At 74.8% G+C, this 11126-nt stretch carries 10 protein-coding genes; 1 reads left to right on the top strand and 9 read right to left on the bottom strand.

The features are described from left to right. Positions 1-139 precede the first annotated feature (139 nt). From AB0D59_RS49280 to AB0D59_RS49320, 9 genes are read right to left on the bottom strand one after another with little or no spacing between them, the layout of a single operon-like run. On the bottom strand, positions 140-1258 hold the full coding sequence (locus tag AB0D59_RS49280; RefSeq protein ID WP_362579159.1) for a GNAT family N-acetyltransferase: 1119 nt from the start codon (positions 1256-1258) through the stop codon (positions 140-142). Continuing rightward, a complete protein-coding gene (locus AB0D59_RS49285; protein ID WP_362579162.1) occupies positions 1255-1902 on the bottom strand; it encodes a lipopolysaccharide biosynthesis protein in 648 nt (215 codons plus the stop codon). The genes AB0D59_RS49280 and AB0D59_RS49285 overlap by 4 nt, the downstream gene beginning before the upstream one ends. Next, entirely contained in the window at positions 1899-3038 is a 1140-nt protein-coding gene (locus AB0D59_RS49290; protein ID WP_362579165.1) for a glycosyltransferase, read from the bottom strand. Before AB0D59_RS49290 ends, AB0D59_RS49285 begins: the two co-directional genes overlap by 4 nt. Continuing rightward, positions 3039-3794: a polysaccharide deacetylase family protein gene (locus AB0D59_RS49295; RefSeq protein WP_362579168.1), complete on the bottom strand. Its 756-nt coding sequence runs from the start codon at positions 3792-3794 to the stop codon at positions 3039-3041. Next, positions 3778-5466, bottom strand: coding sequence for a lipid II flippase MurJ (locus tag AB0D59_RS49300; RefSeq protein ID WP_362579171.1), 1689 nt, complete (start codon positions 5464-5466; stop codon positions 3778-3780). Before AB0D59_RS49300 ends, AB0D59_RS49295 begins: the two co-directional genes overlap by 17 nt. Then, complete coding sequence (locus AB0D59_RS49305) at positions 5463-6758, bottom strand: O-antigen ligase family protein (RefSeq protein WP_362579174.1); 1296 nt, start codon at positions 6756-6758, stop codon at positions 5463-5465. Before AB0D59_RS49305 ends, AB0D59_RS49300 begins: the two co-directional genes overlap by 4 nt. A 2-nt stretch (positions 6759-6760) precedes the next feature. Next, positions 6761-8182 (bottom strand): exopolysaccharide biosynthesis polyprenyl glycosylphosphotransferase, encoded by a 1422-nt coding sequence (locus AB0D59_RS49310; protein WP_362579177.1) that lies wholly within the window; start codon positions 8180-8182, stop codon positions 6761-6763. After that, the gene (locus tag AB0D59_RS49315; RefSeq protein ID WP_362579180.1) at positions 8179-9330 is read right to left on the bottom strand and encodes a glycosyltransferase; all 1152 of its coding nucleotides are present in this window, start codon (positions 9328-9330) and stop codon (positions 8179-8181) included. Before AB0D59_RS49315 ends, AB0D59_RS49310 begins: the two co-directional genes overlap by 4 nt. A gap of 57 nt (positions 9331-9387) precedes the next feature. Next, a complete protein-coding gene (locus tag AB0D59_RS49320; RefSeq protein ID WP_362579182.1) occupies positions 9388-10488 on the bottom strand; it encodes a DUF3344 domain-containing protein in 1101 nt (366 codons plus the stop codon). Between the two features lie 312 nt (positions 10489-10800). On the opposite strand from AB0D59_RS49320, the gene AB0D59_RS49325 reads away from it, so the two are divergent. Further along, positions 10801-11085, top strand: coding sequence for a chaplin (locus tag AB0D59_RS49325; RefSeq protein ID WP_362579188.1), 285 nt, complete (start codon positions 10801-10803; stop codon positions 11083-11085). The last annotated feature ends 41 nt before the right edge of the window (positions 11086-11126 follow it).

The raw sequence follows: 11126 nt of genomic DNA on the forward strand, positions 1-11126 counted from the left end.
GCGTGCCGGGTGCAAGCCCTCGTACTGGACGTACTTGGGTTTGTGCCCGGTGCGGCGAGTGGGGGCACCTCCCACGCCTTTCGGGCAGTGGGGGAGCGTGCCGGGCGTCGCGCCGGGGCGAACGTTGCCTGTTGGGGAACTAGTCCTGCCGCCGTTCCTTCCATCGGTGCCGCACCTCCTTGACCCGCTGCCGGGCGGCGGCGTCGCACAGCGCCGCCGTCAGCAGCGGTGCGGTGCGGCGCCGGGCCAGCAGCAGCCGCTGGTTGGCGACCGGCTGGGGCCGCCAGTGGTGCTTGTACGGCTCGTTCCCGCGCAGCAGGCTCAGCGCGCCCCGCTCGCCGGCGCCGGTATGCTGGGTGCAGGCGTCCAGGAGCATCACCGCCACGTCCGCCTTGCGCTCGCGCAGCTGCGGATGCGCCCCGTACAGATAGCCGCCGGCCAGGCTCGGCGACAGCAGGGTCAGATCGACCGCGACCACCTCGTCGTCCAGCCGGAACTCGGTGACCACCGCGTCCCCGGAACGCACCATCGGCCCCACCGAGCGCACCAGATGCTCCCGGAACCGCGACTGGAGGTGCTCCGTCGTCACCTTCCGCCCCTGCCACTGGAGCCGGTGCAACTCGAGGAGCCGCCCGAGCGCGGTGTCGACGCCCTCCGGCGCCACGACGTCCCGGCGCACCCCGAGCGAGCCCAGCTTGCGCAGCTTGGCGCGCACCCGCTGGGCCTGTTTCGTGGGCAGCCGGGCCATCAGCTCGTCCATGGCCACGGCGGGCAGCTCCAGGCACAGCGAGTCGGGCACCTTCCGGCACGGCCCGTGCCAGCGGTCGTACACCCGCTCCACCGCACCGCCCGGACGCACCTCACGGAAGTCGATCAGTGCCGTCCGGGCCGCCTGGGCGAGTTCCTGGGTGAGCGCGGCCGCCGCCCGGCCGTCGTCGGCGTCGGCGAGCAGCACGTCCGTGTAGTCCGAGATCGCCCCGCCCAGCGGTACCAGCGTGGGCAGCGGCCGGCGCACCAGCATCAGCGGGGCCGCGCCGACCAGTTCACCGCCGTGACGCACCAGGACCAGGCGGAGCCGGCCCGGGACGCCGTACGAGCGCCACCAGGAGTGCAGCCAGGCGTGGCTCTGGAACGGGGTGGCCGTGCCGCACCGCCGGTACAGACGGCCCCAGGCGGGGGCCAGCCCGGCGAAGGCGCCTTCGTCGGTGACGAGTTCGGTGGTGTGCGCGGCGAGCGTCGGGTAGGCCGTCGCCGTCACAGCTGTCCGTGCACGTCGGCGGCGACGGCAGGTCCCGGCACGGAGGCCTGCAGGGCGTTGTCGTCCTCGTGGCGCCGGGGCCGCACCAGCAGCACCAGCCCGGCCAGCAGCCCGCCCGCGCTGGCGCCCACCAGGCCGGTCACCTTCGGGGAGGCGGAGGTGGGCGCGGTCGGCTTCAGTGCCCGGGAGAACTGGAGGAGTTCGACGTGCGTGTCGCCCTTGGTGTCGTTGGCGTGCTGGGTGAGCGAGCGGGCCACCGCGTTCGCCATGTCGGCGGCCTGGAGGGCGTGCGGCGAGGTGGCCGAGACGGCGACCATCGGCGCGTCCGGCGAGGTCTCCGTCTGCACGCTGTCCCGCAGCGTGTTCACCGGCACCCCGGCCCACACCTGGGCGTCCCCGAGCACCGCGAGCTGGGTGGCGACCCGGCCGTAGGCCTGCGCGAAGCCCTGCGCGGTGGCGGTGTCGGACCGGTCGGCGGGGACGGCGATGACGTAGCTCGTCGCGGTGTAGCTGGGCGGCGTGAGCACGCCGTAGGCGCCGCCCAGCAGAGCGCCGGCCGCGACCCCGGCCGCCAGCAGCGACCAGGGCGGGACCGCGCGGGCGCGGGCGAAGGGGCGGGCTGCCCTGGTGGTGTTCTCGGTCATGGCGTACTGACTCCCTGAGGGGTGGTGGCGAGTGCGGCGGCGTAGACGTCCATGAGCTGGGCGGCGCTGCGGGTGATGCAGTAGTGACGGGCGGCCTCCGGCGCGGTGCGCGGGCCGGGCCCGGCGGCGCGGGCGGCGGCCAGTGCCTCGGCGTAGGCACGGGCCCCGCCCTCGACACGGCGGGCGCCGGGGGCGGCGGCGGGCGGCAGGTCCTCGACGGCGGGGCAGGAGCTGTAGAGGACGGGCAGCCCGGCGGCCAGCGCCTCGATCACCGCGAGCCCGAAGGCCTCCTCGGCGGAGGGCGAGGCCAGTACGTCCATGGCGGAGGCGAGGGACGGGAGGTCGGGGTCGGCCGAACTGTCGGAGACATACGGCCGTTCACCGGCGAACAGGACCCGGCCGGCGACCCCGGCCTCCTCGGCGGCACGGCGCAGCGCCCCCTCCTCCGCGCCTCCGCCGACCAGCAACAGGCGGCAGTCCTGCGGGAGGTGGGCGAGCGCCCCGATCAGGACGTCGAACCGCTTGCCGGGCGCCAGCCGCCCGACGCCGCCCACCACGAAGGCGTCCTGCGGGATCCCGAGACGGGCCCGGGTGCGCTGCCGCCGGTCCGCGTCGAAGCGGAACCGTTCCAGGTCGATGCCGTTCGGTACGACCTCGATCCGCGGCCCCGGCACGCCCCACCCGCGCAGCCGCTGGGCGACGGTGGGGGAGACGGCGACCGTGGACCGGCCGAGCCGTTCGCCCGCGAGGTACAACGCCCGTACCCCCGCGGTCAGCCGGCGCCCCTCCAGCTGTGCGTCGCCGAGCGAGTGCTCGGTGGCGACGACGGCCCGCACGCCCGCGAGGCGCGCCGCGATCCGGCCGTAGAGACAGGCCCGGTAGAGGTGGGTGTGGACGAGGTCGTAGCGGCCCCGGCGGATGAGCCGGACCAGGCGGGGCAGCGCGGCCAGGTCCCGGTTCCCGGCCATCCCGAGATGGACCACCCGCACCCCGTCGGCGGCCAGCCCGCGCGCGACCGGCCCGGGGTTGGTGAGCGTGACGACGTCGCAGGAGACGGGCAGGTGGCGCAGCAGCAGCCGCAGTTGCTGCTCCGCCCCGCCGACCCCCAACCCCGTGATGACATGCAGGGCCCTCATTCAGAGCCCCTTGACGGGACGGCGGCGCAGCCGGTGCAGCCGGTACTTCAGGAAGAGGCGCAGGGCGCGGTCGTTCTGGCCGATGTGCACCCGGGGCAGGGTGTGGACGCCGCTCAGGTCACCGGGGTCGATGGCGCAGCCGTAGCGGTATCCGGCGTCCCGTACGGCGTCGACGACACGCTGGTCGACGGTCCCGTAGGGGTAGCAGAAGCCGCCCACGGGGGCCTGGATCAGCTCCTCCAGGAGGGCCCGGCTGTCGGCGGTCTCGGCCCTGAGGGTGTCCGCGTCGGCCTTCGTCAGGTCGACATGGGTGAGCCCGTGCGAGCCGATCTCCACGCCGGCCGCCGCCGCCCGCCGCACCCCGTCGGCGCTGAGCAGCGGCTTGCGCGGGCCGAGCGAGTCCCAGCGGTTGTCGCTGCCGAGCCGCCCGGGCAGCACGAACAGGGTGGCGCCGCAGCCCCAGCGGTCGAGCAGCGGCAGGGCGTGGTCGAGGAAGTCGGCGTAGCCGTCGTCGAAGGTCAGCCCGACCAGCCGCCGCCCCTCGCCCCGGGCCCGGGCGGCGAGCAGTTCGGCGACCGACACCCCGCGCAGCCCCCGCCGGCGCAGCCAGCCCAGCTGTGCGGCCAGCCGGTCGGGGGTGACGGTGACGTGGTACGGATCGTCCGAGCGGTCGCCCACGGAGTGGTACATGGCGACCCAGGGGACCGGGCCCGCCAGGTGTCTGATCTTCTCGGCGGACTCAATGGAAGACGGCATGCGCGAGCCTTCGGGTGACGGTGCCAACGGAACGGAGTGCGGGTGCGAAGCCCTGGGCGTCCAGCGCCCAGCCGAGCAGGACGAAGATCGCGGTCACGGCGGTGGTGCCGGCCGCCAGACCGGTGAGCGGGTCCGCGGGCCGTCCGGCGACGAAGGTGCCGACGACCGTGGCGACCACGGCGGCCCGCACCGGCCGGCTCAGCTCGGCCAGCACCCGCCGGGTACGGATCGGGACGCTGCGCGGGCCCATGCCGGACAGCAGGAGCACGGCGGTGACGGTGATGCCGGTGGCGTTGGCGGCGGCGATGCCGGTGACGCCGTACCGGCCCACCGCCATGGCGCCGAGCCAGGAGGTCACGACGATCCCGGCGGCCATGGCGCCGACCGGGTACCAGGTGGCGCGGCCCGCCGAGAAGTAGGAGCGGACCAGCACCCCGACCATGGTCTGCCCGAGCAGCCCGAGCGCGTAGACGCGCATCACCCCGGCGGTGGCGGCGGTGTCCGCCGCGGTGAACGCCCCGCGCTGGAACAGGAGGTGGACGAGTTGCGGCGCACACGCCACGACCACGGCGGTGCCGAGCAGGACGACGCTCGCGGCCACCGACAGATCCCGCTCCACCCGGCGCCGGGCCCGCTCGATGTCGCCCTCGGCCAGCGCCCGGGCCACCACCGGGAAGGTGACCGTGCACAGCATCATCGACATCGTCATCGGGATCTGCGCGACCTTCTGCGCGTAGTTGAGGTGCGAGATCGCCCCGGAGTGCAGATGCGAGGCGAGGAACCGCTCGATCAGCACCTGCGACTGCCGGCACAGCGCGAACAGCAGCACGGTGGCCATCAGGACGACGTTGAGCGGCTCCGCCTCGGCGACCGGATCACCGACGGCGGCCTTCACCTTGCGCCGCAACTGCCCGAGCAGCGAGGGAAGCTGCACGGCGACCATCAGAAGGCCCCCAGCCGCCACCCCGAACGCGGCCGACCGCACGCCCCAGCCACCGCCGAAGGCGAACATCGCTGTGATGATGCCGGCGTTGTAGGCGACGTAGATCGCGGCCGGCGCGAGGAACCGCCGGTGCGCGCGGAGGGCGGCGCTGCAGTACCCGGCCAGCCCGAAGGTCAGCACACAGGTCGCGGTCAGCCGGGTGCAGTCGACGGCGAGCCCGGGATCGCGCAGACCGGGCGCGAGCACCTCGACGAGCTGCGGGGCGCCCCCGATGAGAAGGGCGCCGACGGCGGCGAAGGCGAGGGCCAGCTTGGGCAGGGTCCCGGCGACCAGCGCTCGCACGGGGTCGCCGGGAGCCCCCTGCGCACGCCGGGCGAGGGCCAGGCTGAAGGCGGGGATCAGCGCGAAGGCGAGCCCGTCCTCGATGAGCAGTGTCGCGGCGAACTCGGGAACGGTCCAGGCGACGAGAAAGGCGTCGGTGTCCTGCCCGGCGCCGAAGAGCCGGGCGAGCGACTGGTCCCGGACGAGCCCGAGGAGCGAGCCGACGACGGAGAGGGAGGCGGTGACAAGAGCGGCCTTGGCGAGCACGCCACGGGAGGGCGGCGCCCCGTCAGGGGCGCGGGGCTGTGGCGTCTGCGGCTCCGCCGCAGGGGCTCGCTCGGCCCCCGCCGACCCGCTGTCGACACGCGACCCGGGCACACCCGAGGTCCTGGAAGGCGTAACCGTCATGGCGAACGCTCCGCCCCCACCAGCGCCCACCAGGCCACCGCCCCGAACACCACCGCCGTCAGCACGGTCGAGGGCCCCCCGATGTCCGCGTACGCGAAGTCCACGAGCTGCCAGATCAGCAACCCGCACCCCACCAGCGCGCAGTCGAGGCCGGCACCGCCGCGGACCCGCCACCAGCCGCGCAGTCCGCACGCCAGCAGCGCCAGCCAGCTGCCGGCCAGCGCCAGCGCCCCGAGCAGCCCCTGCTCGCTCAGCACCAGCAGGTACATGTTGTGCGGCGACAGCAGCGGCTGCTTCCGGAACGCGGCCCCCGCCCCCTCCGTGTCGCTCCCGGAGGACAGCGCCAGCGAGGCATGCCCGTCGCGGTACGCCGGGAAGTTCTTCAACCCGACGCCGGTGACCGGGTGTTCGCGCCACATGCCGGTCGCCGCCGCCCACAGCGTGTAGCGGTCGACCACCGACTGGTCCGGCGCGTCGGTCACCTGCCCGATGCTGCTGAGCCGCTCCTGGAGCAGCGCCGTACCCACCCCGAAGCCCCCCACCAGCACCACGCCCGCGGCGACCGCGACCGCCGCCACCTTCAGCGCCCGCCGCAGCCCGGCCAGCGCCAGCTGCACACCGCAGGTGAGCACCGTCGCGATCCAGGCGCCCCGGCTGAAGGACACGGCCAGCGGCAGCAGCAGGCCGAGCGCGCACCCGGCCGCCGCCACCCGCTGCCGTACCGGTGACCCGCCCAGCGCCAGCCCCAGCGCGCAGACCAGGCCGAACGACACCACGGTCGCCATGCCCATCACGTCCTGCGGCCCGAACGTGCCGACCGCGCGGATCTCCTCGCCCTGGTACGACGCCCCGGTCCCGGTGAGGTACTGGTACACCCCGACCGCGCCCTGCCACCCCGCGAGCCCCACGAACGACCAGGCCAGCAACCGGAAGTCGGCACGGTCCCGGATCAGCAGCAGTACCGCGGCGGGGACCAGGACGAACACCTGGAGATAGCGGCCGAGGCCGGTCAGCCCGGCCCCCGGGGAGGACGCGCCGGCCGCCGCGACGGCCAGGCCCACCACCGGCATGCCCAGCACCACCGCGGCCGTCGCCGACAGCGGCCGCCGCCGTTCCCGTACGGTGCGCACCGCGGCGTACAGCACCACCAGCGCGGACACCGCGTCCGCGGGGCCCGCCCCGCTGTCGCCGCCGGCCGGGGTGAGCGGCAGGGCGAGGACCGCGAGCACGGCGGCCGCGGCGAGGACCGGCGGCAGCCGCAGGGGCCTCGCCGGGGAGAGTGCGAAACTCATCGTCAGCTCCCCGTCGAGCGCACGAGCGCGGCCGCGGTGCGCAGCAGGATGCAGATGTCCTGCCACAGCGACCAGTTGTCGATGTAGGCGTTGTCGAAGCGGGCCCGGTCCTCGATGGAGGTGTCGCCGCGCAGCCCGTGGATCTGGGCGAGTCCGGTGATGCCGGTCCGCATCCGGTGGCGAGCCGCGTAGCCCGGGTAGGCCTGGCTGAACTGACCGACGAAGTACGGCCGTTCGGGCCGCGGGCCGACCAGGCTCATGTCGCCCCACAGCACGTTCCACAGCTGGAGCAGCTCGTCCAGGGACGTCTGGCGCAGGAACCGGCAGAAGGGGCTCATCTCGGCTTCGCCCGCCACGCTCCAGCGCGTCGCGGCCTCGTGCGCGTCGACCGGGCGGTGGGTGCGCAGCTTCAGCAGGGTGAAGGGGCGCCCGTTCCGGCCGATGCGCTCCTGACGGAAGACCACGCCGGGTCCGTCGGTGAGACGCAGTACCGTCGCGCACACCAGGAGCAGCGGACTGACCAGGGCGAGCGCCGACCCGGAGACGACGATGTCGAGGACCCGCTTGCCGAGGCTGCCGCGCCGCCGCGAGCCCATCTCGAGCCGGCGGCAGGAGAACCCGGCGAGCTGGTCGCGCATCTCGTACGCAGGTGAGTCCGCGTCGACCTCCCAGACCACGCAGCCCGACTCGGCCAGCGCCCGCAGCAGCGGGCCCTGTTCGGTGCGGACGGCGGGGTGGACGGTGAGGACGGCCCGGACCCCGTTCTGGATGAGGGCCCGCTCGACCTCCTCGCCGGTGGTCAGCACGGGCAGCCCCTCGGGGCCCTCGGGGTGCTCGGCGACGACACCGACCGGCCGTACGCCGAAGCCCGGGTGGCGCAGCACGGCGGCGGCGACCCGCTGGGCGGTGGCGGCGGGGCCGATGACCAGGGCGGCGCGCGGATGGCGCAGCAGGGCCAGGCGGCGGCGCCAGTGCACCAGACCGCGGCCGGCGCAGGCCGCCGCCGCGTGCAGGGCGCAGCCCAGCAGCAGGGTGCGGGTGGGCAGCGCGCGGTCCGGGTACCAGGCGGCGACGGCGGCGGCGAGGCCCAGCCAGACGACGGCGATCCGGCCGCAGACCGCGGGGAGTTCGTCGAGGATCCCGGCCACCCGCGCGGTGGGCTGCGGGCGCAGCAGTATCGCCCCGGACACCAGGAGACCGACCAGGACGGGCCGGCCCACGGCCTCGTCGAGGGCGACCGCGCCGAGCAGCGCGGCGCACAGGTCGGCGGCCAGCAGCGGCGCCGGGGAGGCGGGCCGCGCGGGCGGCCGCCGCGGCGGGAACCGGAAGCCTCCGGCGGTGCGGGCCGGCAGGACGGAGACGGGCGAGAGTCCGTGGTCCCGTGGCTGCGGGCCGGGGGAGGGGACGGTGCTTTCCGCGGTCACGAGTGGATGGACTCCCTGCACTCAAAGGACATGAGCGGCCGCCCGCCGAGGAGTTCGCGGTACAGCTCCGCGACCGCCTCCGCCGTGCGCCGCACATCGTGCGTGGACTGGACGTGCCGGCGCCCCCGGTCGCCGAGCGACGCGCGCAGCTCCGGGTCGAGCAGCAGCCCGGCGACGGCACCGGCCAGCGCGCCCGGCCGCCCGGGCGGCACCAGGCAGTGCGCGGCGTGCCCGCGCGGCAGGCTCTCGCGGGCGCCGTCGACATCGGTGACCAGCACCGGCCGCCCGCAGGCCATCGCCTCCAGCGGGGCCAGCGCCATGCCCTCCCAGCGCGAGGGCAGTACCACCAGGTCGGCGGCCCGGTACCAGGGGCGGACGTCCGCGACGGCGTCGACGAACTCGACGGAGGCGGGGGCGAGCCGGCGCAGCGCCTCGCCGTCCGGTCCGTCGCCGACCAGCGCCAGCCGGGCGCCCGGCACCCGGCGCAGCACCTCGGGCCAGGCCCGCAGCAGCACGTCCTGGCCCTTCTGCGGGCACAGCCGGCCGACGCAGACGACCAGGGGTGCCCCGGGCCCGGACCGACCCGGGGTGTCCGGGGCGCCCGGGGTGAAGTGCTCGGTGTCGATGCCGTTGGGGACGACGGCGTACCGGGCGCGGATCCCGGCGCGCACGCCGGTCGCGCGCTCCGCCTCGCTGACACACACCACCCGGTGCGCCCAGCGCGCCCCAAATCGCTCCCACCGCAGCGCCAGCGCGGCGGTGACTCCGCCGACCGCCTCGAAGGACCAGGCGTGCGGCTGGAACAGGGTCGGCACGCGGCCGCGCACGGCCAGGCGACCGGCCAGGCCCGCCTTGGCGCTGTGCGCGTGCACCAGCTCCGGCCGCACCTCGTCGAGCAGCCGGCCGAGCCGTCGTACCTCGTCGCGGAGACCGGCGCCCGGGGAGCGGTCGGCGCGCCACCCGCGCACCTCGGCGCCCAGTTCCCGCGCGGCCTCGGCCAGTTCACCACCCGGGCAGGCCACCGTGACCCGCAGACCGGCCGTGAGCTGGGCCTTCGTCAGGTCCAGGACCACCCGGGCCACCCCGCCCTCGACGGGTTGCGCCAGGTGCAGGACCCGTCGCCGAGGGTCGGTTGCTGATCGGTGCATACGCGGTATTCCTCGCTCACGGGGGGCGCTCGGGACTGCGGGCGGAAACGCGCCGCACTACTGCACGTCCACGACGGCGAAGAGCGCGCCCGCCCACGCCGCGTCGCGCTGGGAAACGAGACGGAAGGTCAGCTGGTCACCGGCCTGCGGGAGACCGGTACCGAGATCGAACACATCCGAGTCGTAGCCGAGCGCGTTGTCGTACGCGGGCTCACGCCGGGCGCGTACCGGGCCGGGGTCGTTGATCGTGGAGTTGAGTACGTCGTCGGCCGGGTCGGCGGAGTCGGCGAGCGGGGTGGGGGCACGGCCGGCGACGGTGTACGTGAGCGCGTCACCGGTGCCGCCCCGGTCGCCGTTGTAAGCCACCAGGCCCACCTGGCCGCCGGCGCCACGCGGGACACGTAGCCCGTTCAGCCGTATCTCGGCCGCCCGGTCGAGGGAGTCGAAGCCGTCCCAGAGGGCGAGCGTGCGCAGCGGCTCCGCCGGGTTCTGGTACGCCACCACCAGCGTCCAGCCGCCCCAGGCACCGGGCGCGGACCTGCCCATGGCGATGTTCACCTGGCCCACCGTCCACAGTCCGGGGCCGCTCGACCGGACCAGGTCGGTGATCTCCGCCGAGGCCTGGAAGGCGTCCGCGCCGCCCTCCGTCCGGTGGCCCACGACCGTGTCGGCGAGCAGTTCCTTGTACTGGCCGCCGGGTTCGGCGATCAGCACCCGCCCGTCGTCCTTCGCCGGCTTCTGCTCGCCGGCCAGCAGATTGCCGCCCCAGTACAGCCGCGCGTACGTCACCCGGGAGCCCTCCGGCAGCCGGAGCTCGGCGCGTGAGGAGTTGTAGGTGTGGAGGTCGTCGTCGACGTCGACGTAGAACATGTCGAAGTTCCCGTTCACCGCAGGGACCTGGCCCTCCCGGGCCGCCGAGCAGGGCGGTTCGGCCGGGAGTCCGGGTGTCGTACGGCAGCTGATGGAGGCGTTGGCCGCGCGGGCGAAGCCGCCGCGCTGCACCACGTGGTAGCGCTCGGCGAAGGGGATGCGCGGGGCCTCGGGGGAGGGCGGGGCGGCCGGCGGGGTCGCCCGGGCGGCGCCGGGTGCCCAGATCGCGGCCAGGGCGAGCGCGCTCACCGACGCACGGCGCATCGGCGGGCCCAGGGGATTGCGCATGACCGGCTTCGCCCTTTCGGGAAAGGAGGGAAGAGCGGGAAGAGCGGGAAGAGCTGGAAGAGCGGGAAGAGCGGGAAGAGCTGGAAGAGCTGGAAGAGTGCGATGTGATGCCAATACGGGTAAGTCAGGAGATGCGCAACTCTAGCCGCTTTCTGCCCTATTCGATCGAAACCGGGCAAGTGTGTCGGAATGGTGAAGGAGGGCTTCCGGGAGATCACTCGTTCGGCGGCACAACCCGAGCCGGTGTCGCGCGTTGACACGGCGCTGGGTATCCGCCCGGATGTTTGTTTCGACCCCAAGGAGCACCTCTCCATGTCGCGTATCGCGAAGGGCCTGGTCCTGTCCACCGCCGCCGTCGCGGCCGTCGCCGGCGGCGCCGGTGTGGCCGCCGCCGACAGCGGCGCGAACGGCGCCGCCGCCCACTCCCCGGGCGTGCTGTCTGGCAACGTGATCCAGGTTCCGATCCACGTGCCGGTCAACGTCTGCGGCAACACCATCAACGTGATCGGCCTGCTGAACCCCGCGTTCGGCAACACCTGCCTAGGGTGCCACACCGGCACGGACGGCCCGAACTGCACCAGAACGCCGTCGACTTGACGTTGTCGGCGCTCTACGCGGTCACTGGACTGCTGTTCCTG

It is taken from the genome of Streptomyces sp. NPDC048417, from assembly GCF_040651615.1.
Lineage (GTDB): Bacteria > Actinomycetota > Actinomycetes > Streptomycetales > Streptomycetaceae > Streptomyces.

Excerpts from the sequence above, each read along its gene's own strand:
- AB0D59_RS49305 (WP_362579174.1), bottom strand. The coding sequence starts at position 6,758 with ATGAGTTTCGCACTCTCCCCGGCGAGGCCCCTGCGGCTGCCGCCGGTC.
- AB0D59_RS49320 (WP_362579182.1), bottom strand. The coding sequence starts at position 10,488 with ATGCGCAATCCCCTGGGCCCGCCGATGCGCCGTGCGTCGGTGAGCGCG.
- AB0D59_RS49295 (WP_362579168.1), bottom strand. The coding sequence starts at position 3,794 with ATGCCGTCTTCCATTGAGTCCGCCGAGAAGATCAGACACCTGGCGGGC.
- AB0D59_RS49300 (WP_362579171.1), bottom strand. The coding sequence starts at position 5,466 with ATGACGGTTACGCCTTCCAGGACCTCGGGTGTGCCCGGGTCGCGTGTC.
- AB0D59_RS49325 (WP_362579188.1), top strand. The coding sequence starts at position 10,801 with ATGTCGCGTATCGCGAAGGGCCTGGTCCTGTCCACCGCCGCCGTCGCG.
- AB0D59_RS49290 (WP_362579165.1), bottom strand. The coding sequence starts at position 3,038 with ATGAGGGCCCTGCATGTCATCACGGGGTTGGGGGTCGGCGGGGCGGAG.
- AB0D59_RS49285 (WP_362579162.1), bottom strand. The coding sequence starts at position 1,902 with ATGACCGAGAACACCACCAGGGCAGCCCGCCCCTTCGCCCGCGCCCGC.
- AB0D59_RS49315 (WP_362579180.1), bottom strand. The coding sequence starts at position 9,330 with ATGCACCGATCAGCAACCGACCCTCGGCGACGGGTCCTGCACCTGGCG.